Below are 23,075 nucleotides of genomic sequence, written 5' to 3'. Positions count from 1 at the left end.
GGAGTAGTCATGAGTCCATTTATTTTGTTAGCATCTGCTCCGAGTTCCATGTTAGGCAATATTATTGTCGTCAGCGGTGCCTTTTTAATCTTGCTTGTCTTGATTAAAAAATATGCTTGGGGCATGGTGACAGCAATGCTTGATGCGCGTGCTAAAAAAATCAGCGATGATATTGATAACGCTGAAAATGCGCGACTACAGGCTGAAGCATTTGCGGCACAACGTGAATCTGAATTAGCAGGTTCGCGTGATGAAGCCACTAAAATTATCAACAGTGCCAAAGATACTGCCGAAGCGAATAAAGCTAAGATCGCAGCAGAGGCGGCAGAAGAAGCGCGTCGTGCCAAACAACGTGCCAATGAAGAAATCGAACAGTCTAAAAAAGAAGCCATTTCAGGCATCAAAGGCAATGTGGCTGATATTTCAGTTAAGATTGCTGAGAAATTGATTGGTCAAACACTTGATGCGTCAGCACAGTCAGATTTGATTGATCAGTACTTGGAAAAATTGGGGGAATAAGGATGTCTCTCATTATTGCTCAAAAATATAGTAAGGCTTTGCTTGAAGTCGCACAGGATAGTCAGCAATTAGAGCCAGTTCTTGCCGAAGTGGCTGCATTTAATCAAGTCATTCAGTCGACTGATTTACAGGCTTTCTTGACTGATGTGGCTTATTCAGATGATAAAAAACATCAAGTCATTGAGAGCTTGCAAAATGTGTCTTCTGATATTTTCAAGAATTTCTTGGATGTCTTAGTCAAGAATCAACGGATGACACTGTTACCTTTAATTATTAAGGAAATCCGCCATCAAGCGGATAGCTTGTTCAAGATTTCAGATGTTGAGGTGACGAGTGTCATTGCACTATCTGATGCCCAACTCAGCAAACTTGAAACGACGATTAAACGCAAATTTGACCTCAATGAAGTCACAATCAAAAATACAATCGATACCAGCATTTTGGGCGGCGTGATTATCAACGCCCGCGGCAAAATCATCGATGCCAGTATTAAATCGCAATTGAACAAAATTGCGAAAACTATTATCTAAAACAATGATACTGAAAGCGGTGCGACGTAGTCGCAAACTTTAGTAGAAAAATAGGATTTAACGGCTCTGCGCTTGCGCAGGTTCACAAAGCATCTATTTTCCTAAGAAGTTAGCTTGAAGTTCAAATGTATTAATAAGGAGGCGACAATCTTTGGCTTTTAATGCTAATGAAATCAGTTCACTGATTAAACAACAAATTGAAAATTTCACACCTGATTTTTCGGTCGCTGAGACCGGAGTTGTAACATACGTCGGTGACGGTATTGCCCGTGCCCATGGTCTTGAAAATGCCATGAGTGGTGAATTGCTTGAGTTCTCAAATGGTTCATACGGTATGGCACAAAACTTGGAGTCAACTGACGTCGGGATTATCGTTCTCGGTGAGTTTGGCGACATCCGTGAAGGCGATACGGTTAAACGGACAGGTAAAATCATGGAAGTCCCTGTTGGCGAAGCGTTGATTGGACGCGTTGTCAATCCTTTAGGGATACCTGTCGATGGTCTTGGTGACATCAAAACGGACAAAACACGTCCAGTTGAAGCAGCAGCACCGGGTGTGATGCAACGTAAAAGTGTTGCAGAACCCCTTCAAACAGGTTTAAAAGCGATTGATGCCTTGGTACCAATCGGCCGTGGTCAACGTGAGTTAATCATCGGTGACCGTCAAACAGGTAAAACAACGATTGCGATTGACGCCATCTTGAACCAAAAAGGTCAAGACATGATTTGTATCTACGTGGCGATTGGTCAAAAAGAATCAACTGTCCGGACGCAAGTCGAAACGCTCCGCAAATACGGTGCGCTTGACTACACCATCGTGGTGACCGCATCAGCCTCACAACCTTCACCTTTGCTTTACATCGCGCCTTACGCTGGTGCAGCCATGGGTGAGGAATTCATGTATAACGGTAAACACGTTTTGGTCGTCTATGATGACTTATCCAAACAAGCTGTTGCCTACCGTGAACTCTCACTCTTGCTCCGCCGGCCACCAGGTCGTGAAGCCTATCCGGGGGATGTTTTCTACTTGCACTCACGTCTTTTAGAACGTGCAGCTAAACTTTCTGATGAATTAGGTGGTGGTTCGATGACTGCCCTACCATTTATCGAAACGCAAGCAGGGGACATCTCAGCCTACATCGCGACAAACGTTATCTCAATTACCGACGGTCAAATTTTCTTAGAAAACGATCTCTTCTATTCAGGTATTCGGCCAGCCATTGATGCCGGTTCATCGGTATCACGGGTTGGGGGGAGCGCGCAAATTAAGGCCATGAAAAAAGTTGCCGGAACGCTTCGTCTTGACTTAGCGTCATTCCGTGAACTTGAAGCCTTTACCCAATTTGGTTCAGACTTGGATGCCGCAACGCAAGCCAAACTCAACCGTGGTCGCAGAACCGTGGAAGTGTTGAAACAACCTTTGCATGCGCCATTAGCCGTTCAATATCAAGTCTTGATTCTCTATGCTTTGACACATGGTTTCCTTGATACCGTGCCAGTTGATGATATTCTTGCCTTTGAAACACAATTGTTTGATTTCTTTGATGCCAATCATAAAGACTTGCTTGAGACAATCGTTACGACGAAAGATTTGCCAGCAGAAGACTTACTAGACGCAGCAATCCAAGAATTCAAAGCATCATCAGCCTTTAAATAATGAAGGGGGTCTCTAATGCCAGCTTCGCTAAATGAAATCAAAGTCAGAATTGCATCAACTAAAAAAACAAGTCAGATTACAGGTGCCATGCAAATGGTCTCTGCTGCTAAATTGACAAGATCTGAACAAAACGCTAAGAATTTTCAAGTCTATGCCCAAAAAGTTCGGGCGATGACGACTGATTTGATTGGCTCAGAACTATCTGAGGGGTCAAATAATCCGATGTTGATTAAGCGACCCGTTAAAAAGACGGGTTACATCGTCATCACATCAGATAAAGGTCTTGTCGGTGGCTATAATTCAACGATTTTGAAGGCTGTCATGCAAATGTTGGCAGATGATCATGACAAGCAAGAAGAATATGTCATCATTGCCCTTGGTGGCATGGGGGCTGATTTCTTCAAAGCTCGCGATATTAACGTATCGTACGAACTTCGTGGTCTGTCTGATCAGCCAACCTTTGATGAAGTGCGCAAAATTGTCAATAAATCAGTGAGTCTCTATCAGAATGAACTGTTCGATGAATTGTACGTCTGTTACAATCACCATGTCAATTCTTTGACCAGTCAAGTGCGCGTCGAAAAGATGTTGCCGATTACCGATTTAGATGAAAATGAAGCCACATCACATCATCAAGAATTTGAACTTGAACCAGATCGTGAGACCATATTGGCACAACTTTTGCCCCAATATGCGGAAAGCATGATTTATGGTAGCATTATTGATGCCAAAACGGCTGAACACGCTGCAGGTATGGCAGCCATGCAAGCCGCAACAGATAATGCTAAAAATGTCATCAATGATCTGACCATTCAATACAACCGCGCCCGCCAAGCAGCCATTACCCAAGAAATTACGGAAATCGTTGCCGGCGCGAGTGCCTTGGAATAAAACAAATTGAGGATTGGCAACTTGCGCCAGACGGTAAGTCTCCCTAGTCTATCTGACTTGGGGCACTCACGTCATGGTGCAGAGGAGTTGTCACCTGAATATCTTAAGCAAACAGGAGGTAATATGAGCTCTGGTAAAATTTCACAGGTAATCGGACCAGTTGTAGACGTTGAGTTTGCAGGTGGAGAAAATCTTCCTGAAATTAATAATGCGCTGATTGTTTATAAAGACAATGGCGATAAGACTAAAACTAAAATCGTGCTAGAAGTAGCGCTTGAGCTTGGTGACGGCGTTGTCCGCACCATTGCCATGGAGTCTACTGATGGTTTGAAACGTGGCCTTGAAGTCCTTGACACAGGTCGCCCAATCAGCGTCCCTGTCGGGAAAGAAACCCTTGGTCGGGTGTTTAACGTGATTGGTGACACAATCGACTTGGAAACACCATTCCCTGAGGATGCCGAGCGTAGCCCCATTCACCAAAAAGCACCTGCTTTTGATGAATTGTCGACTTCGAACGAAATCCTTGTCACGGGCATCAAGGTCATCGACTTGCTTGCCCCTTATCTTAAAGGTGGTAAAGTTGGCCTTTTCGGTGGTGCCGGTGTTGGTAAAACCGTTTTGATTCAAGAGTTGATCCACAACATCGCCCAAGAACATGGTGGGATTTCCGTGTTTACGGGTGTTGGGGAACGGACGCGTGAGGGGAATGACCTTTACGGCGAAATGAAAGAATCGGGCGTTATCGAAAAAACGGCCATGGTCTTTGGTCAAATGAATGAGCCACCGGGTGCGCGGATGCGTGTTGCCTTGGCTGGTTTGACAATTGCGGAATACTTCCGTGATGTTGAAGGTCAAGATGTGCTCTTGTTTATCGACAATATTTTCCGTTTCACGCAAGCGGGTTCTGAAGTATCTGCCCTTTTGGGTCGGATGCCGTCAGCCGTTGGGTATCAACCAACCTTGGCAACAGAAATGGGGCAATTGCAAGAACGGATTACGTCGACTAAAAAAGGGTCAGTTACCTCAATCCAAGCCATCTATGTGCCAGCCGATGACTATACTGACCCTGCGCCAGCGACAGCCTTTGCCCATTTGGACTCAACGACCAACCTTGAGCGTAAACTCACGCAACAAGGGATTTATCCAGCCGTTGACCCATTGGCGTCAAGCTCACGTGCTTTGACACCGGAAATCGTGGGTCAAGAACACTATGAAGTGGCGACAGAAGTCCAACGTGTCCTCCAACGTTATCGTGAATTGCAAGACATTATTGCTATTCTGGGGATGGACGAGTTGTCTGACGAAGAAAAGACCCTCGTTGGTCGCGCACGTCGGATTCAATTCTTCCTCTCACAAAACTTCAACGTGGCGGAACAATTTACCGGTCAACCGGGGTCTTATGTCCCAGTGGAAGAAACAGTTAAAGGTTTTAAAGACATTCTTGACGGTCAATATGATAACTTACCAGAAGATGCCTTCCGTTCAGTTGGGCCAATCGAAGATGTCATCGCCAAAGCTAAGAAAATGGGTTACTAAGGAGGTCTGATATGGATTATATGACAGTCCAAGTCATCACGCCTAATGGGATCTGTTACGATCACCATGCCTATTTTATCTTGTTGTCAACTGTTGATGGCGAACTTGGGCTTTTGCCTAACATGATTCCAACGATTGCGTCATTGAAAATTGATGAGCTGAAAGTCCGTCGGATTGATGATGAAAAGCACGTCGACTGGATTTCCGTCAATGGTGGCATCGCTGAAGTTCGTGATAATTTGGTGACCATCGTTGCCGATTCAGCTGAACGTGATCGTGATATTGATGTCACGCGTGCCGAACGTGCCAAACGTCGCGCTGAAAGCGAGCTTCAAGAAGCCGAAATCAAACGTGATGTCGATGCTGCCAAGCGTGCCGAAGTTGCACTACACCGTGCGCTTAACCGCTTGCGGGTTTCTGGTCATAGATAAGTTAAACAAATAGATAAAACCTTGTCATTGGATAAGGTTTAGATTGCAGACAAGTCAACTTTGATGGCTTGTTTTTTTGCTTGATTAAAATAGTGTTTTCAGAACACATATACTCACAATTAAAAATATTTTGGTCATTCGTGGCATATTTCAAGTCGTTTGTGACATCTCGGAAATTTAGCGGAAAAAATATGCTACCATGAAGTATAAACAAATCGCGCGTGCTTGTTTATCAGCGGCTCATTAGTCGCAAGGTGTGGGTGTCAAAACATGACGATGTTTTGATTTTCGCTCTATCATCAGGAGTTACACGAGCAGTAAAAAGTTTTTACACAAGCAGTAAATAAGTTTTACACGAGCAGTAAAAAGTTTTTACACAAGCAGTAAATAAGTTTTACACGAGCAGTAAAAAGTTTTTATACGAGCAGTAAAATATTTTTACACGAGCTGTAACGTCATACTCAACAATATCTAGAAAAGGAAAATCAATTATGGCAATTCATTATCGTTTAATCTCTAAAAATAATCTCCAACATCCTGAGGCACCGCCAAAGTTTTATGCTCTGGCTAAGTCAGTGGGTGAATTGACCTTGGCAGATTTGGCAGATAAAATCTCTAACGGTTCAACGACAGTCAGTGATACCGATGTTTTAGCAGTTTTAAATGAAGCGGCGAAACTTGTCGAATCTGAACTCGTCGCGGGGAACATTGTGCGTTTCGGCAGACTAGGAAGTTTCAGCATCACGCTTGCCAGTGAGGGAGCAGCAACTGAAACAGCTTTTAGCGTTAAACATATCAAGGCAGCAAAAGTTAGGTTTAAAGCAGGCGACAAGCTCTTAACAGCGCTAGCGACTGCTAAATTTAAAAAAGTTCAAGCGTCTTAAAACAACTCAAAAGCTCAGCATGTCATCACACATGCTGAGCTTTATCTATTTTCGATTTAACCAAATATCTCAGCTTTTAACCGCTTACCTGTCGGTGTCGCCGCAAGCCCACCCTCGGCGGTTTCGCGGAAGGCACTCGGCATGGCTTGGCCGACTTGATACATGGCTTGGATCACTTCATCAGTTGGAATTTTTGACTGGATACCTGCTAGCGCCATATCGGCTGCGACGAGGGCGAAACTGGCACCCAGGGCGTTGCGCTTGACGCAAGGGACTTCGACCAGCCCAGCGACAGGGTCACAGATGAGACCGAGGAGATTTTTAATGACAAAGGCACAGGCATGACTGGCTTGATGGGGCGTGCCACCAGCCGCCATGACGAGGGCGGCTGATGCCATGGCGGCGGCTGAGCCGACCTCAGCCTGACAGCCACCCTCAGCGCCAGAAATAGAGGCGTTGTTGGCGATGACGAGACCGAACGCGCCAGCGGTGAATAAGAAGTCCAGCTGTTGTGCTTGGCTCAATCCGAGCTTGTCAATGGCTGTCGCGAGGACAGCGGGCACGCAACCTGCGCTACCCGCAGTTGGTGTGGCACAAACCAGCCCCATCTGGGCGTTGCTTTCATTGACCGCCATGGCATTTCTGGCAGCAGTCAAGACGGTTGTATCTGATAAAGTGCGACCAGATTTGAGATAGGTGTCAAGTTTGAGCGCATCGCCACCGGTCAAGCCAGTACGTGATGTCTTGTCTGTCATGCCGTTGTCAATCGAAGCTAACATAACCTTGAGATTTTCCTGCATGAGAGCAAGAATTTCAGCACGCGTCCGACCAGATGTTTCGATTTCGGTCGCCATCATCAGCTCAGAGATAGACCCCTCAAACTCCTGCTCAGCCTGTGTGACTAATGCTGCTATGGTATAGAACATGGTACTCCTTTAAAGTTAGGCAAAGAAATTGACATTATGCAAGTTGTCAATGGCTTTGATTTCAGCGAGGGCTTGGTCAACATCACGAGAATCAATCTCGATAATCATAATCGCTTTTTCACCCGCATTTTCCCGCGTGACATTCATCTGAGCGATGTTAATATCGTGTTTTGAGAGGCTGTCCGTGACTTTGGCAATCATGCCCGGGACGTCCTGATGGACGATAATCAGCGTTGGCGTGTTCATATTCAGGGCAACGTCAAAGCCATTTAACTCAGTCACTTGGATATTGCCACCACCGATGGAAATGCCTTTAATCGACATGGACTTGGTCTCAGACTTAATGATAATTTTAGCCGTATTGGGATGGTCGGCTTTTTCATCTTTGTGAATGTGCCAAAAGACTTTTATGCCTGCTTTATCGGCAATTTCTAAGGCGTCAGGAATTCTGGGGTCGTTCGTTTCCATCCCCAAAATCCCCGCCACTAGCGCCAAGTCTGTCCCATGTCCTCGGTAGGTTTTAGCAAAAGACTGGTAGAGATGGAACTCAACTTCGGTCGGTTGCTCGCCGAAAATCGAGTGCACAATTTTACCGATGCGAACGGCACCGGCGGTATGTGAGCTGGATGGGCCAATCATGACGGGACCGATGATGTCAAAAACAGATTTAAATTTGAGGTGTCTCATCTGATTTTCTCCAAAAGTTGTTGCGGATGGGCGATGATGATGTCACTGCCCGCTTTTTCAAGCTCGGTTTCATCACCGAAGCCCCAGAGTACCCCAATTGTTTTGGCAACCTTGTTTTCCAATCCGCCAATGATGTCATAGTCTCGATCCCCAATCATAGCAGAGGTTTCAGGCGTTGACTGTGTACTGATGAGTGATTTCCTAAGGACAAGGGTTTTGGAATGGGACTGCGGGGTGTTGCCGAAGATGCCTTTAAAATGCTGCGATAGTTCGAGTGCTGCCAGCATTTTTTGGGCGACATCCTCTTTTTTAGAGGTCGCGATGTAGAGCTTATAATCTAAGCGTTGCAGATTATCGAGCATTTCTAAAATGCCGTCATAGGGCTCGGCCTCTAGCATACCTTTGGCAGCGTAGTAGTCGCGATAGGTCGCGATGGCTTTTTCGGCCCAGGCGTCATCCCCCTTTGCGAGCGTTGCAAAAGTCGTTTCAAGGGGTGGCCCGATGAAGGTGTTTAACTCGTTATCGGATAACTGAGGATATTTCATTTCATCAAAGGTGTAGCGAAAACTGTTGATAATCCCTCTAGAGCTTTCCAGAATCGTCCCGTCTAGGTCAAAGAATAAATTTTTTAATGTCATAGGTCTATTTTATCACGATATGAGCGGATTTGAAATGGGAATACTGTTTTTCAAAGACTAATTTTCGCTAAAAATGTGATATATTTGGGGTAACTAATGAGGAGGTTTTCATGATGTCTGATACCTATTCGAAAGCTCGTCAGTTTATCTACAGAAATGCTCGCCCGCTTGATTTAGCACGTTTCCAGTATCATTTTGAGAATGGCAGTCAGGAGGCTGTACTCAAGACCCTTGCAGTTTATCAAAACGAAGATGGTGGCTTTGGTCATGCTTTAGAGGGTGATTTGTGGCATCCAAATTCAACGCCTATTCAAACTTGGGTAGGAACCGAAATTTTACGCGAGCTGGCTGTTTTTGACCCTCAAAATCCGATTGTGAAAGGAATTTTGAACTATCTCGCAAGTGGTCAAGATTTTAGCAATGATTTTTGGTATGGCGTCGTCCCATCCAATAACGATTTCCCTCATGCACCATGGTGGTCTGCTGGCGCGGATTATCAAGCAACTGTCTCTTATAATCCAACTGCAAGTTTGGCGTCCTTTTATGTTAAAGTGGGCGACAAACAGCAGTCCTTTTACAAAAAAGCTGAGGAGATTGTGGCTAAAGCAGTTAAAAGTTACATGGCATCAGCCAAGCCAGAGATGCACGAGATTTCTTGCTATATCAACTTGTTAGTGGATTTGCGCGAGATGGATGTGTCAGCACTTTTCGACTATGAACCCTTTAAAGAAAAGTTGATTCGAGATGTGCATGACAGTATTGAAAAGGACACGTCACTTTGGCAAAAAGAATATGTCAGTATGCCGTCGCATTTTATGAAAAACCAAGCCAGTATTTTCTATGCAGGGATTGAAGATTTAGTGGCTTTTGAAGTGCAACTTATTCAAGAAGCCCAGCTTGAGACGGGTGCTTGGGCGATTACTTGGAGCTGGACGGACTCCCGAGTGAATTTGCGCTCAGTAGCAACTGGTGGCAGTCTGAGATGGTGATTAAATATTTGTTATACCTTGAAGGTATGAGGAAGTAAAACAAAAAAGTGCAGCGGTTCTCAAGTTGAGACAAGCTGCACTTTTTAGATGGTTTCGCCGGCTGTTAATTTTTGCAGACCCTCTGCCGTTTCGAGGATTAATCGTCCGTCTTTAGCAATGCGAGCAGCCTTGCCAGTTATGATTTTCTGACCGCATTGGATCTGGACAGTTTTGTCCAGATCGCTAAAATGCGCCTGATAGTCATCAAGGAAATGCCCGTCTAGATAGGTGTCGTAAAGCGCTAAGAAATGGTCAATCAGAGTGGCTGCGACTTGGTTTCGGGAAATCGCGAGCTGACTGGTGAGGTAGCCCAGTTCGGTTTGTTTATTGGTCAAGTTCAGCCCGATGCCGACGACGAGTGCCGAGTAGGTCTGGGTTTCAAAATTAACAATGGCCTCGGTCAAGATACCCCCAACTTTCTGCCCCTGATAATAGATATTGTTAATCCATTTGTAGTCCAAATCAATGGCAAACAGCTCTTTAACTGTTCTGCCGACGGCGACGGCGGTACTGGTTGCCAGAAGATGGGGCACGACTTGCTGACTGGGAGGAATCGGCAGGGCAAAACTGAGATAGAGACCAGTTTGGGCAGGCGAGTCGAAAACCCGACCGAAATGCCCAGTCCCTCTGGTTTGAATATTGGCGATGATGACGGTCGGCTCAGCTATCTCGCCACTGACTAGCCCCTGTTTCGCCGTGACATTGGTCGACGGCAGGCTGTCGAAAACATGGACAGGGATAGGGTGCTGCAAATCGTGGCTAATGCCAGCAGCACTCATTTTTTCATCTGGGATATAGCGATAGCCTTTTCCTGGCCCGCGTTGGCTCTCAATCGTAAAACCGTCCGCCGTTAATTTGGCAATCGCTTTCCAAATCGCCGCACGCGAAAGATTCAGCTTGGCGGCTAATTCTTGGCCAGAGACCCAGTCATTTTCATGGTCGATGAGGAGATTTAAAATGGTTTCAGCTGTTGAAGTTGTCATAGGTTTATTTTAACATAAATGCCCTAAAAAAACGGTTTGTTAGCGTTTTCTAAGGCATTTTTTGCTATAATAAGAGTTATGAAAAAGAAAAGTATCAAAGGATTCCTTGTCCTTGCCATTTTAGGTTTAAGTTTAGTTGCTTGCGGCACCGGAAAAGCACCGGATGCCAATGCACGTGGCAATCAGTCGAAAACAGAAAAGCTGTCAAAGGCAGAGCTTCAAGCCCAAGCTGACGAAAAAGCTGCCAAGGCTTATCAGCCAACGCCAGAAATGAAAGCGATAGCTGAAAAAATTGGCTATACCCCAAAAGGACGTGTCTTGTTTGATGCCTCTCAGCCAGAGTTGTTAGATGCGGAAAGTTTTAATGAAAAGCTACCCGATAGCACTGACTCACGGACGATTTTAGGGTATTACGACCACCGGAAAATCTATCTTTATCATATTCAAAATAGAGATTTGTCAGGTATCGTTGAAGTGACCGCAGCGCATGAAACTTTGCATGCTGTCTGGGATCGTTTGAGCAGTCGGGAGCGCGAAGAACTGACGGAACTTTTGGAAGCGGCTTATGCCAAAGTCAAAACGGAGAAAACAGAAAGCATGTTGGCTGACTATGCCAAGTTTGAGCTGGGTCAGCGTGACAATGAACTGCACTCTTATCTAGGCACAGAATATCGAAATCTCTCACCAGAACTTGAAAAGCACTATGCCAAGTATTTTAAAGATAGAGACAAAATTGTGACCCTATTTGAAAGCTATCAAACTAAATTTGAAGCATTAGAACAAAAGTCAGCGCAATTAACAGCCGAGTTGACAGCCCTAAAAGCCCAAATTGATACCGACATGCCCCAATATGATACTGATGTTGCGAATTTAAATGCTGAAATTGAAGCCTTTAATGCTAGAGCACAAAATTATTATTACGCCAGTGAAGCTGATTTTTATGCGGATAGAAATGGTTTGGAACAAAGAGCAGCCGAATTAGCAGCGCGCCAGACACAAATCAATATCAACATTGACCACTATAATACGAAAACAGCCGAACTTAATCAGATTGCCTTAAAGGCATCAGAATTTAATCAAAGCATTGACTCGAAAGCAGGGGAGCCTAATCAACCAGATAAGGTGGCAAAGTGAAGTCTGAAAATGGTTGATAACTACTCAATAAGTGAGGTGCTACACTATGTTTCGAAAAATAGCATGTGATTGCGATGAAAGAGTTGGAACTGAAATAAACTCGATTAAAATGCTGGATGATATTAATGATTGGCTAGCTGAAAATCTGGAAGAAGGGATATTTAAAACCGTAAAGGTTTCAAAGGCATATTACATTGGAAAAAGTATGGCACAGACTTTAAAATGGTATGCAGATAAGTGGTGTAAATGTCGAAGTTGCGGTACATTCTGGGAAATTATTTATCCAGATTTTCCAGCGAACGGTTGCGTTCGAAAATTTACTAAGGGAGAACAGTACGTGGATATTAATAAAAAAACATTGTGAGATTGATATTAGTGTTTAATACCAGCATCATCTAACAGAGTTCTGAGTGCTGTTCTTGAAAGGTCAAAAACGAACCTTACTAAAATCTTTCACGCATTGTTCAAATAATACGGTTACCTAGCAATCCACCAGCAAATCTGCTATACTAGAGTAGTTAATGACGCCCTTCAAAGCGATTGATTAACGTGGGGCAGCGGTGCTGTTACCCAAATAAAATTTGATGGGAGGATTATGATTTTGCAAAATGATAATTCAAAAACTCGTGTCGTTGTCGGCATGAGTGGTGGTGTGGATTCCAGTGTCACAGCGCTTTTGCTCAAGGAGCAAGGCTATGATGTGATCGGGATCTTCATGAAAAACTGGGATGATACCGATGATTTTGGGGTCTGTACGGCGACGGAAGATTATAAAGACGTGGCTTTAGTCGCAGACCAAATCGGCATTCCCTACTATACGGTCAACTTCGAAAAAGAGTACTGGGATCGCGTGTTCGAGTACTTCCTAGCGGAATACCGCGCGGGTCGGACGCCCAATCCAGATGTCATGTGTAACAAGGAAATCAAGTTTAAAGCCTTCCTTGATTACGCGACAGACCTCGGTGCAGATTACGTGGCGACAGGGCATTACGCCCAAGTTACCCGTGATGACAATGGTATCGTCCACATGTTACGTGGCGCTGATGACAATAAAGATCAGACTTATTTCCTCAGCCAATTGTCACAAGCACAGCTCCAAAAAGTGATGTTTCCATTGGGACATTTGGAAAAGCCTGAAGTCCGTAAAATTGCGGAACGTGCAGGCCTTGCCACGGCTAAGAAAAAAGATTCAACGGGTGTCTGTTTCATCGGTGAAAAGAATTTCAAACAATTTCTCAGCCAATATTTGCCAGCCCAAAAAGGTCGCATGATGACTTTTGACGGTCGCGACATGGGTGAACACGCTGGTCTCATGTACTATACCATTGGCCAACGTGGCGGTCTGGGTATCGGAGGGCAACACGGTGGCGATAATGAACCTTGGTTTGTTGTCGGCAAAGATTTGTCGCAAAATATTCTGTATGTCGGACAAGGTTTCCACAATGACGCCTTGTATGCGACAAGCCTTGATGCCAGCGATTTGTCATTTACACGTGATATGCCAGCTACTTTTGAAAGGCACTGCACGGCGAAGTTTCGCTACCGTCAAGCTGATACAGGTGTGACGATGAAAGTGACTGGAGACAAGGTTACAGTCGTCTTTGACGAACCCGTTCGCGCGATTACACCGGGACAAGCTGTCGTTTTCTATGACGGTGTTGAATGTCTAGGTGGTGCAATGATTGACCACGCTTATAAAAATGAGCAAGTCATGCAATATCAATAAATTTTGATGCAGAAAACGTCTTTGGGCGTTTTTTTATTTTACCAATAACTGTTATAATATGCTATAATGTAAGCGTTGACATCAAAGGGGTTAAGTATATAATACTGGCTGTAAGAGCTCTACAAAATAAATTGATAGTATTCTAAAATGTTAGAGCGAGCATTGTATGATGTAACCAAAGGGGGAACTATGAACAGTACAATTATAAACATCAAAAATGTAACCAAGGAAATGACGTTAGGTAAGTCGAACAATATCATAAGAATAATAGATGATATTTCTCTTGAAGTAAACAAAGGTGAGTTTTTAAGTATAGTCGGTCCATCTGGATCGGGTAAAAGCACACTATTAAATATTATTTCTGGTTTGTCAACGCCTACAAGTGGGGTGTCTTTTTAGAAGCTCAAAATATATACGAGCTAAATGCAAAAAAATTGGCTAGATTAAGAAGGGAGAGAATCGGATTTATTTTTCAACAATACAATTTAATTTCTGCTCTGCCAGTATTTGAAAATATTGCTTTACAATTAAGACTGAGCCATCAAAAAATTGATAAGCATCAAATTGATGAATTACTTAAGAGTATTAATTTTGAACCAAAATCAACGGCGAGTATTGATTCTCTCTCTGGAGGGGAAAAACAAAAAGTTGCGATAGCCAGAGTATTAGCAACTGATTGCGAAATCATATTTGCAGATGAGCCAACGGGTGCCTTAGATTCAGTTTCAAGTGAAAAAGTATTTGAAATTTTAAGAGAAATAACCAACCAAGGCAAAACAGTTATCATGGTCACGCATAATATTGAAATGGCATCAAGAACTGACCGGGCAGTTGTGATACGTGATGGAAAAATACAAAATATTTTATCGAATCCGACTGAAGCTTCACTTCTTCATGAAATAGCGGGGAATTTATAATATGATCTCACTAGCATGGCTTCAATTTAAATATTCTTGGAAAATATGGCTTTTTTCCCTCCCTGTTTTTATGACTTGTGCTTTTGTCATTAATATTTGCTTAACTAATTTTTTTAACTTTAGTAATAGTAGTTTGGTAAATGATGACATGTCAAGCAATACCCAATTGTTTTTTATTCCAATAGTATTTGGTGGGATTATGGTACCAATCGTTTTAAAAAATACTGTTAAAGAAATATTAAATGGTTTACGACAACAAAATAATGTACAAATTATTTTGGGCATGACACCTGAGTATCTTGCTATTTTATCAGGTATAGAATTATCTATTGCCAGTATATTAGGTGCAATAGGTGGTTCTATTATAGCAACTCCCTTTGCTCAAACTTTTTATAATTTTCTTGTTAGCGCCCAAGGAACTCAACAATTTCCCCTTATGACGATCGGATTTTCGTTCCAATCTTTTCTTATTACATTGTTACTCATTACAATAGTGACTTTGTATAGTGGCTATACGAGATCAAGGCGAACATTCTATAAAATTCAAAAAAATATCGAAAATATAACTATAAAAAACAGGGACAAATTTTATTATTTGAAAGTGATCTTTATGCTACTTTTAAATATATCTATCATGACATACTTCTTGTCACTTTTACCAGAGAGAATGGGGATAAGTTCTTTCGGTGCTATAAGCGTTTTATTGATTTTCCTAGAAATAATTGCCATATCATTGTTAATAAATGTAAGTGGCAAAATAATTTTATTATGCTTTTCTAGAATTTTCAATATGATAGCCAATAGATTTAGATTATCTTTGTTAAACTTAGCAACTTATAGCATTAATGAGCATTTTGATACTTTCAAAAAAGTATACATCCCGATAACAATTATCAGTATATTTGTTTCTGGATTTTCGTCACTACTGATTGATTTACCTGATGGTGGCGATGCAGGAACTAGAACTTCGAATATGGTTGTCTTTTTAAGTGCGCCAATACTTATTGCATTAGCAAATACGATATGTATGATGATGTTACTGCAAGAAAAAGAAACCTTTGAAATCAAACAATTATTTATTTTAGGTTTAAGACCTTTAGATATTTTTTTAAAGAAAGAATTTGAAATTCTAATTTATTCATTTACAACCCTAATCATATCTTTGACGTGTAATTTTGTGTTGAGCTTAATGTTTGTCAGAATAACTCAATTGTTTGATAAAACCATGGTTTGGATTAATATCTGGCTCCCTTCTCTGTTACTTTCATTAGCAATCTTTGTCTTAATGTCAATTGTAGCTATGATTAAAGTAATCAACACGAAATGGGATATTTTAGAATTTAATATAGATACAGATAGCTAGTAAGTTAATGTTTTTAAGTACGCTATTCTACAATTCTACAGGTGTTTTGACTTATTTAGATTGAGGACACACCTCAATTATAACAACAAATATAGATGTTTTTCTGGTATAATCAAAGGTATGAATCATAACGATATTTTAATCCGTCTGCGCTATACGTTTGACATCAAAGATAGCGACATGCTCGATATTTTTGCCTTGGGTGGGCTGACACTCACGCTAGAAGCGCTCCGTGGCATTTTAAAGAAACAAGAACCTGATACGGCGCGTGATCAAGCCTTATCTCGCGAAAATTTGGAACGTTTCTTAAATGGTTTCATCATTAGCCAACGCGGTGTGAAACGTGATAAAGACGGGCAGGAAATACCTGCGACTTTTGATATGACGAGCGATGCGCTGATTAATAATGTGACGATTAAGAAGATTAAAATCGCCATGACTTATACGACGGATCATCTCCAAGATTTTTTGGCGCAGTCGGGAAAAACGGTGTCAACGAGTGAGTTGTCTGCAATTTTGCGCAATAAAAATCACCGGAATTATAAGCCTGCTGGTGATCAAATATTACGCAATATGCTGAAAGGCATGGCGCTAGACTATCGAGGCAAATCTTGAGTTGAGTCAAAATCTTGACCCTTTAGGACAATTTTGCTAAACTAGAACTATCATCATTCAAGGTAGTCAAGTACCATGAAAATAGCTCAGCTATTTTTCGTGTGCTTGACTTTTTGGGTTTTAAATAAAGAGGTAAACATGCAAATTCAAGAAAATTTTGATGTCATCGTCGTCGGTGCGGGTCACGCAGGAAGTGAAGCAGCGCTTGCGTCAGCACGGATGGGCAGTCAAACGTTGCTCGTCACGATTAACTTAAATATGGTCGCTTTCATGCCCTGTAACCCGTCGGTCGGCGGCTCAGCTAAGGGCATTGTCGTCCGCGAAATCGATGCGCTCGGTGGCGAAATGGGGCGCAACATCGACAAAACTTATATCCAGATGAAGATGCTCAATACTGGTAAAGGTCCTGCGGTTCGGGCGCTGCGCGCACAGGCGGATAAGGATTTGTATGCGCGTGAGATGAAAAAAACGATTGAGCAGACGGAAAATCTGACTTTGCGTCAAGCGGTAGTGGATGAAATTCTCGTTGAAGATGGTCGGATTACAGGGATTAAAACATCAACGGGGACGGTCTATACGGCGAAATCAGTTGTTATCACAACGGGGACAGCCCTTCGTGGTGAAATCATCATCGGTGAGCTGAAATATTCGTCAGGGCCAAATAACTCCCTAGCCTCTATCGGTCTAGCTGACAATTTGCGTGACTTGGGCTTCGAGATTGGTCGTTTTAAAACGGGTACACCGCCACGTGTCAAGTCTAGTACCATTGATTACAGTCAAACGGAGATTCAACCAGGAGATGACAAGCCAAATCACTTTAGTTTCCTATCTCAGGATGCGGATTATTTGACGGATCAAATTCCGTGTTGGTTGACTTATACGAAAAATGCGACGCACATGATTATTCAGGAGAATTTGCATCGTGCGCCGATGTTCTCTGGCATGGTTAAAGGCGTTGGGCCGCGTTATTGTCCGTCGATTGAGGATAAAATTGTGCGTTTTGCGGATAAGCCGCGTCATCAGCTGTTTTTAGAGCCTGAGGGGCGAGATACGGAAGAAGTTTACGTGCAAGGACTGTCAACGTCGATGCCAGAAGATGTGCAGTTTGAGATGTTGCACTCTATTCCGGGTCTGGAAAATGCTGAGATGATGCGGTCTGGCTATGCCATTGAGTATGATGTGGTCTTGCCACACCAACTGCGGGCAACGCTTGAAACGAAATTAATTTCAGGCCTGTTCACAGCGGGGCAAACCAATGGCACATCAGGTTATGAAGAGGCAGCAGGACAAGGGTTAATTGCGGGGATTAATGCCGCGCTGAAAGCACAAGGCAAGCCTGAGTTTATTTTGAAACGGTCAGATGCCTATATCGGCGTGATGATTGATGATTTGGTAACCAAGGGGACGATTGAACCTTATCGTTTGTTGACAAGTCGTGCAGAATATCGCTTGATTTTGCGCCATGATAATGCAGATATGCGCTTGACGCCACTTGGTCGTAAAGTTGGTCTGGTATCTGATTATCGTTGGGATGTGTTTGAGATTAAAAAATATCAATATGAAAATGAGATGTCGCGCCTGCAAAAAAATAAACTCAAACCAATCGCTGAAACTAACACTAAAATAGAGGCTTTGGGTTTTAAACCCTTGACAGATGCCTTAACAGCAGCAGAATTTATGCGGCGCCAAGAAATCACTTATGAGATTGCGACATCATTCATCGGGGCAGCCCCAGAAGCTTTGGATGCCAAGATTATTGAATTAATCGAAACAGAAATCAAATATGAAGGCTATATCAAAAAAGCCATGGATCAAGTCGCTAAAATGCACCGTTTGGAAGCCAAACGTATTCCGAAAAATATGGATTGGGATGCCCTGGACAGCATTGCCACAGAAGCACGCCAAAAATTCAAGAAAATTAATCCAGAAACGATTGGTCAAGCCAGCCGTATTTCAGGGGTCAATCCTGCGGATATTAGTATTTTAATGGTTTATTTGGCAGGTAGATAAACTACTTAAATAGATGAAAAAGTCGTGAAACAAGCAGTTTTACGACTTTTGATATTGGTCAGTTTGGCATGGAATCATAAAATAAAATTAATTAAGCAAAATCTATTGACTTAATCCCAAAAATTATGCTATACTAGAGAAGTTGAAAAGCAGAAAGCCCCCGCTTTCTCGCCAATATTGCGTAAGCTACTTGGCATGGAAATGAATTTATTCTCTGAATTTAGAGTTGATTTATAGCGGGCTTTCTACGGAAAGTCCGTTTTGTTTTTCAATGAAGAAGTTGGCTCGTTTAGTCAGCAGAACATTTACAGTAATTGAGTTTCGGCTCCTTAAATCTATGAAAATAGATGTTTTGTCCGCGCAAACGCTGTTTGCTTACGGCAAAACCCTAATTTTCTACGATTTAGGGCAGTCGCCTCAACATCTTTAAGACAAGGAGAACAATCATAGCAAGAGAAAGAGTTACAATGAATCAGGCGATTCGTGCAAGCGAAGTTCGTTTGATCTCGGCAGATGGTGACCAACTCGGGATTACACCGACACGTGATGCGCTGAATCAAGCCATGGATCTAGATATGGACTTAGTGTTGATTTCAGCACAAGCGACACCGCCTGTTGCCAAAATTATGGATTTTACAAAATTCAAGTTTGAGCAAAAGAAAAAACTGAAAGAACAAAAGAAAAATCAGGCTGTCGTGACAGTCAAAGAAGTTCGTTTGTCTCCAGTTATTGACCAAAATGACTTTGATACAAAATTACGTCAAGCAACTAAATTCCTTGAAAAAGGTAACAAAGTTAAGGTTTCTATCCGCTTCAAAGGTCGGATGATTACCCATAAAGAAGTTGGTCAAAAAGTCTTGGACGATTTCGTTATCGCAACCCAAGACATTGCCCACGTTGAACAACGTGCCAAAATGGATGGGCGTCAAATGTTTATGCAATTGGCACCAGGCGAGAAAAAGAAATAATACTAAAATTTTAGAGGAGATTTGAGAAATGCCAAAACAAAAATCACACCGCGCTTCAGCAAAACGTTTTAAACGGACTGGTTCTGGAGGATTGAAACGTTTTAAAGCCTATACAAGCCACCGTTTCCACGGGAAAACTAAAAAACAACGTCGTCACCTTCGTAAAGCTGGTATGGTATCAACTGGTGACTACAAACGTATCCGTAAAATGGTTTACTCTCTTAAATAATAGAGACCTGAATCAAGCATAGACTACATTAAACTAAGATATAATAAGGAGAACTATAAATGGCTCGTGTTAAAGGTGGCGTCGTAAGCCGCAAACGTCGTAAACGTGTACTGAAACTTGCGAAAGGTTACTATGGTGCAAAACATACTTTGTTCCGTACTGCCAAAGAACAGGTCATGAACTCATATAACTATGCGTTCCGTGACCGTCGTCAAAAGAAACGTGATTTCCGTAAATTGTGGATTGCACGTATCAATGCAGCTGCACGTATCAATGGATTGTCATATTCTAAATTGATGCACGGTTTGAAATTAGCTGAAATCGAAGTTAACCGTAAAATGTTAGCTGACCTTGCAGTTAATGATGCAGCAGCTTTCGCAGCTTTGGCTGATGCTTCTAAAAAAGCTTTGGCTAAATAATTAGCGACTCAAAAATCGAGTAAAATGCTCGATTTTTTTATTTTTGCTGAAAAATATCAATATTTTTTTCAATTTATGTCCAAAACCTTTTACTTTTTGTGCTATAATAAATTTATAATCAAATCATTTGTACATTATCTTGAAATCTGTTAGGGACTAAAATTTGAAAGGAATTGAGTGGTCTCTTTTAAAATGAAGGCTACTCAAAAAGACAAATATGATAACTTTAACCAGCTGTCCTCTGAAGCAAACCTATTTTGTTTCAGAAATAAAGGGCGACCCCGATAGTAGAAAGCATCTCCAAAACTTAGGTTTTGTCAAAAATGCCCGTGTTGCCGTGATGAATCGTGACAAGCATAATGGCGTCATTCTCATTCACAATTCCCGCGTTGCGCTAGACAATACCATTTTGGAAAATATCGCCTTATCTAAAAAAATGGTTGGTCATGGTGACTTAGTCAAGTTATCATCCGTCAAACCAGGTCAGATGGCTATGGTCATCAGTATTGCCGTGGCGCATCCGTCAGATCCTGCTGAGGCAGCAATCAAACGCCGCCTGCTGGACATGGGGGTGACACGTGGGACACGTCTCTTTGTTAGAAAAGTCGCACCATTGGGCGACCCGATGGAATTGCACGTCAGAGGATACGAACTGACCCTGCGTAAAAATGAGGCGGAAAAAGTGGAAGTGAGCGTACTAGAAAATGACTGAAAATAAACGATTTGCGCTGGTCGGCAATCCCAACTCGGGTAAGACCTCGACTTTTAATTTATTGACAGGCTCGAATCAGTATGTCGGCAACTGGCCGGGCGTGACCGTCGAGCGAAAATCAGGGAAATACGTCAAAGATAAGTCAATTATCATTCAGGATTTACCGGGGATTTACTCCCTATCGCCTTTCACGCCAGAAGAAAATGTCACCCGAGATTATCTACTGTCTGATGATTACGATGTTGTCATCAACCTCGTGGATGCCACGAATATTGAGCGTAATCTCTATCTGACAACCCAGTTGATTGAGATTGGAAAACCCGTTGTCATCGCCCTCAACATGACCGATTTGCTGGTAAAACAGAACATCTTCATTGACACGGAAAAACTGTCTTATTCACTAGGTGTCCCCGTTGTCAATATCTCTGCCCTTAAAAATCAGGGCTTTGATACCTTGGTTACCCAGAGTCAAAAAGCAAGGGCGCCACAAGTCCAACTCCATTATGATGAACGCTTTGAGGCGAGTTTAACGGAACTTTCTGATGTCACGCACGTCACCAACCGCTTTGAGCTCATTAAGGTCTTTGAAAATGACGAAAAAATACTTGAACGCCTTGCTTTATCAGCAAGACAAGCTGAGGAAGTCTTAGACATTATTGCGATTGCAGAAGATATTTTTTTGGATGACCGACAAAGCATTGTTGTCAATGAGCGCTACCAATATCTGACGACTTTGGCTGATATGGTCGAAAGTCGGACACAAGGCATTCGGCTAAATGTGTCAGATAAGATTGACCAATTTGTGACATCACGCCGTTTTGGGCTACCGTTTTTCCTTTTTGTGATGTGGGCAGTTTACTATGTCAGTATCCAAACGGTTGGGACTATGGGGACAGATTTTGTCAATGAGAAATTATTTGGCGAAATTGTGCCGCAATATGCACAAAATGTGCTTGACTTTTTAAAGATTGCACCGATTGGGCAGAGTTTGATTTTGGATGGGATTATCGCGGGTGTCGGCGCTGTCCTTGGTTTCGTCCCACAAATTTTCGTCCTCTTTATCTGTTTGGGCATTCTGGAAGATTCAGGCTATATGAGTCGGGTGGCCTTCGTCATGGATAGGATTTTCCGGCGCTTTGGTCTATCTGGTAAATCCTTTATTCCGATGCTGATTGCGACTGGGTGTGGGATTCCGGGCGTCATGGCGTCACGGACGATTGAAAATGAACGAGACCGTCGGATTACGATTATGGTGACAACGTTCATGCCGTGTTCCGCTAAGTTACCGATTATCGCCTTGGTCGCTGGCTCGCTATTCCCTAATAATTCCTTGATTGCGCCAAGTGCTTATTTCGTTGGTATCTTTACGATTGTCATTAGCGGGATTATGCTGAAAAAGACCAAACTATTAGGTGGCTCAGTTACCCCCTTTATCATGGAGTTGCCAAACTACCATCTGCCTAAATGGTCAAATGTCTTACGTTATGCCTTGGATAAGGGATTGAGCTTTATCAAGCGTGCGGGCACGATTATCCTTGCCATGACCATCTTGCTGTGGTTCTTAACGACTTTCAATTTCCGTTTGCAGGTTGTGGACACGGAGCAATCTATTTTAGCAGGGATTGGCAAACTGATTATGCCGATTTTTGCACCGCTAGGCTGGACCTCTTGGCAGGCGACGGTTTCAACTTTTACAGGTTTACTTGCCAAAGAAACGCTCGTTTCGACCATGGGCGTGCTGTATCACGCCAAGGGTGGCGCGGCTTTAAATACTGCTATGCAAAGTAATTTTACAGCGCTGTCAGCTTATACGCTACTCTTGTTTAACCTACTCTGTGCGCCGTGTTTTGCAGCAATCGGTGCCATCTATCGTGAAATGGGAACGGCAAAATGGACAGGGATTGCGGTTGGTTTCCAGTGTGCGATTGCCTATATCATCAGTTTTATCGTCTATCAAATTGGTAGGACGATTGCCACAGGTCAAGTCAATATCTCAACTTTTTTAGCCGTTTTATCACTGTTGCTTGCTTGTTACTTTGTCTTTAGAAAACCAGTTTATCAAGCACCTCAACTTTCAGAAAGTGTGACTGCATGAATCTCCAAACTTTAATTATTTTTGCTCTAGCTATCGCAGGTGCGGGCTATGCCTTCTATAAATTCATCAAGTCGCGTGGCGCTTGTGAGGATTGCGGTTGTTCTTGTCCGGTTAAGGAGCAGATGAAATAAAACATATTCAAACTTTCGTTTGAATATGTTTTTTCTTTATGTTAAA

24 protein-coding genes and 1 pseudogene are annotated in these 23,075 nt (G+C 42.7%); 21 read left to right on the top strand and 4 right to left on the bottom strand.

The window, feature by feature from the left end; translation table 11 throughout:
- Positions 1 to 9 precede the first annotated feature (9 nt).
- From atpF to RsY01_RS01270, 7 genes are all read left to right on the top strand, one after another.
- Positions 10 to 519 carry a F0F1 ATP synthase subunit B gene (gene atpF, locus RsY01_RS01300; RefSeq protein ID WP_094783760.1) on the top strand — a complete coding sequence of 170 codons (510 nt, stop codon included), beginning with the start codon at positions 10 to 12 and terminating at the stop codon, positions 517 to 519.
- 2 nt (positions 520 to 521) lie between these two features.
- Positions 522 to 1,049, top strand: a complete 528-nt coding sequence (locus tag RsY01_RS01295) for a F0F1 ATP synthase subunit delta (protein WP_094783759.1) — start codon at positions 522 to 524, stop codon at positions 1,047 to 1,049.
- A gap of 151 nt (positions 1,050 to 1,200) precedes the next feature.
- Complete coding sequence (atpA, locus tag RsY01_RS01290; RefSeq protein WP_094783758.1) at positions 1,201 to 2,706, top strand: F0F1 ATP synthase subunit alpha; 1,506 nt, start codon at positions 1,201 to 1,203, stop codon at positions 2,704 to 2,706.
- 15 nt (positions 2,707 to 2,721) lie between these two features.
- Positions 2,722 to 3,597: a F0F1 ATP synthase subunit gamma gene (locus tag RsY01_RS01285; RefSeq protein WP_094783757.1), complete on the top strand. Its 876-nt coding sequence runs from the start codon at positions 2,722 to 2,724 to the stop codon at positions 3,595 to 3,597.
- Positions 3,598 to 3,720: 123 nt separating this feature from the next.
- Positions 3,721 to 5,133: a F0F1 ATP synthase subunit beta gene (gene atpD / locus RsY01_RS01280; protein WP_094783756.1), complete on the top strand. Its 1,413-nt coding sequence runs from the start codon at positions 3,721 to 3,723 to the stop codon at positions 5,131 to 5,133.
- Positions 5,134 to 5,144: 11 nt separating this feature from the next.
- Positions 5,145 to 5,564 carry a F0F1 ATP synthase subunit epsilon gene (locus RsY01_RS01275; protein WP_094783755.1) on the top strand — a complete coding sequence of 140 codons (420 nt, stop codon included), beginning with the start codon at positions 5,145 to 5,147 and terminating at the stop codon, positions 5,562 to 5,564.
- Positions 5,565 to 6,055: 491 nt separating this feature from the next.
- Positions 6,056 to 6,448 carry an HU family DNA-binding protein gene (locus RsY01_RS01270; protein ID WP_094783754.1) on the top strand — a complete coding sequence of 131 codons (393 nt, stop codon included), beginning with the start codon at positions 6,056 to 6,058 and terminating at the stop codon, positions 6,446 to 6,448.
- 56 nt (positions 6,449 to 6,504) lie between these two features.
- Here RsY01_RS01270 and sdaAA read toward each other — a convergent pair whose 3' ends face one another.
- Genes sdaAA through RsY01_RS01255 form a run of 3 tightly spaced genes read right to left on the bottom strand, consistent with a single transcriptional unit; the run spans position 6,505 to position 8,699 of the window.
- Positions 6,505 to 7,374, bottom strand: coding sequence for an L-serine ammonia-lyase, iron-sulfur-dependent, subunit alpha (gene sdaAA, locus RsY01_RS01265; RefSeq protein ID WP_094783753.1), 870 nt, complete (start codon positions 7,372 to 7,374; stop codon positions 6,505 to 6,507).
- Between the two features lie 15 nt (positions 7,375 to 7,389).
- Positions 7,390 to 8,061, bottom strand: a complete 672-nt coding sequence (sdaAB, locus tag RsY01_RS01260) for an L-serine ammonia-lyase, iron-sulfur-dependent subunit beta (protein WP_094783752.1) — start codon at positions 8,059 to 8,061, stop codon at positions 7,390 to 7,392.
- Positions 8,058 to 8,699, bottom strand: coding sequence for an HAD hydrolase-like protein (locus tag RsY01_RS01255; protein ID WP_094783751.1), 642 nt, complete (start codon positions 8,697 to 8,699; stop codon positions 8,058 to 8,060). Before RsY01_RS01255 ends, sdaAB begins: the two co-directional genes overlap by 4 nt.
- A gap of 113 nt (positions 8,700 to 8,812) precedes the next feature.
- Here RsY01_RS01255 and RsY01_RS01250 point away from each other — a divergent pair, with 113 nt between their 5' ends.
- Entirely contained in the window at positions 8,813 to 9,688 is an 876-nt protein-coding gene (locus RsY01_RS01250) for a hypothetical protein (RefSeq protein WP_133063182.1), read from the top strand.
- 83 nt (positions 9,689 to 9,771) lie between these two features.
- Here the strand turns inward: RsY01_RS01250 and RsY01_RS01245 are convergent, their stop codons facing one another.
- Entirely contained in the window at positions 9,772 to 10,710 is a 939-nt protein-coding gene (locus RsY01_RS01245) for a biotin--[acetyl-CoA-carboxylase] ligase (protein WP_094783749.1), read from the bottom strand.
- Positions 10,711 to 10,788: 78 nt separating this feature from the next.
- Here RsY01_RS01245 and RsY01_RS01240 point away from each other — a divergent pair, with 78 nt between their 5' ends.
- The 13 genes and pseudogenes from RsY01_RS01240 (at position 10,789) to RsY01_RS11160 (ending at position 23,029) form a co-directional block, all read left to right on the top strand.
- Positions 10,789 to 11,844: a hypothetical protein gene (locus RsY01_RS01240; protein WP_094783748.1), complete on the top strand. Its 1,056-nt coding sequence runs from the start codon at positions 10,789 to 10,791 to the stop codon at positions 11,842 to 11,844.
- A gap of 46 nt (positions 11,845 to 11,890) precedes the next feature.
- Positions 11,891 to 12,208 (top strand): hypothetical protein, encoded by a 318-nt coding sequence (locus RsY01_RS01235; RefSeq protein ID WP_094783747.1) that lies wholly within the window; start codon positions 11,891 to 11,893, stop codon positions 12,206 to 12,208.
- A gap of 231 nt (positions 12,209 to 12,439) precedes the next feature.
- Positions 12,440 to 13,570 carry a tRNA 2-thiouridine(34) synthase MnmA gene (gene mnmA / locus RsY01_RS01230; RefSeq protein WP_094783746.1) on the top strand — a complete coding sequence of 377 codons (1,131 nt, stop codon included), beginning with the start codon at positions 12,440 to 12,442 and terminating at the stop codon, positions 13,568 to 13,570.
- A 189-nt stretch (positions 13,571 to 13,759) separates the two neighbouring features.
- A pseudogene (locus tag RsY01_RS01225) lies at positions 13,760 to 14,487 on the top strand (ABC transporter ATP-binding protein).
- A 1-nt stretch (position 14,488) separates the two neighbouring features.
- Positions 14,489 to 15,850, top strand: a complete 1,362-nt coding sequence (locus RsY01_RS01220) for an ABC transporter permease (RefSeq protein ID WP_094783745.1) — start codon at positions 14,489 to 14,491, stop codon at positions 15,848 to 15,850.
- A 120-nt stretch (positions 15,851 to 15,970) separates the two neighbouring features.
- Positions 15,971 to 16,465, top strand: coding sequence for a YehS family protein (locus RsY01_RS01215; protein ID WP_094783744.1), 495 nt, complete (start codon positions 15,971 to 15,973; stop codon positions 16,463 to 16,465).
- A gap of 138 nt (positions 16,466 to 16,603) precedes the next feature.
- Positions 16,604 to 18,475 carry a tRNA uridine-5-carboxymethylaminomethyl(34) synthesis enzyme MnmG gene (mnmG, locus tag RsY01_RS01210; RefSeq protein WP_094783743.1) on the top strand — a complete coding sequence of 624 codons (1,872 nt, stop codon included), beginning with the start codon at positions 16,604 to 16,606 and terminating at the stop codon, positions 18,473 to 18,475.
- A gap of 467 nt (positions 18,476 to 18,942) precedes the next feature.
- On the top strand, positions 18,943 to 19,443 hold the full coding sequence (gene infC, locus RsY01_RS01205; protein ID WP_107490433.1) for a translation initiation factor IF-3: 501 nt from the start codon (positions 18,943 to 18,945) through the stop codon (positions 19,441 to 19,443).
- Between the two features lie 28 nt (positions 19,444 to 19,471).
- Positions 19,472 to 19,672, top strand: coding sequence for a 50S ribosomal protein L35 (rpmI, locus tag RsY01_RS01200; RefSeq protein WP_003140675.1), 201 nt, complete (start codon positions 19,472 to 19,474; stop codon positions 19,670 to 19,672).
- A gap of 59 nt (positions 19,673 to 19,731) precedes the next feature.
- Positions 19,732 to 20,091: a 50S ribosomal protein L20 gene (rplT, locus tag RsY01_RS01195; protein ID WP_061773999.1), complete on the top strand. Its 360-nt coding sequence runs from the start codon at positions 19,732 to 19,734 to the stop codon at positions 20,089 to 20,091.
- Positions 20,092 to 20,308: 217 nt separating this feature from the next.
- Positions 20,309 to 20,803: a FeoA family protein gene (locus RsY01_RS01190; protein WP_094783741.1), complete on the top strand. Its 495-nt coding sequence runs from the start codon at positions 20,309 to 20,311 to the stop codon at positions 20,801 to 20,803.
- The gene (gene feoB / locus RsY01_RS01185; RefSeq protein WP_094783740.1) at positions 20,796 to 22,898 is read left to right on the top strand and encodes a ferrous iron transport protein B; all 2,103 of its coding nucleotides are present in this window, start codon (positions 20,796 to 20,798) and stop codon (positions 22,896 to 22,898) included. The genes RsY01_RS01190 and feoB overlap by 8 nt, the downstream gene beginning before the upstream one ends.
- On the top strand, positions 22,895 to 23,029 hold the full coding sequence (locus tag RsY01_RS11160) for a FeoB-associated Cys-rich membrane protein (RefSeq protein WP_096761348.1): 135 nt from the start codon (positions 22,895 to 22,897) through the stop codon (positions 23,027 to 23,029). The genes feoB and RsY01_RS11160 overlap by 4 nt, the downstream gene beginning before the upstream one ends.
- The last annotated feature ends 46 nt before the right edge of the window (positions 23,030 to 23,075 follow it).

This window comes from Pseudolactococcus reticulitermitis (assembly GCF_002260845.1).
GTDB lineage: Bacteria > Bacillota > Bacilli > Lactobacillales > Streptococcaceae > Pseudolactococcus > Pseudolactococcus reticulitermitis.
Note: the sequence above shows the minus strand (reverse complement) of the source record. Positions and strands in the feature narration are given on the sequence as shown.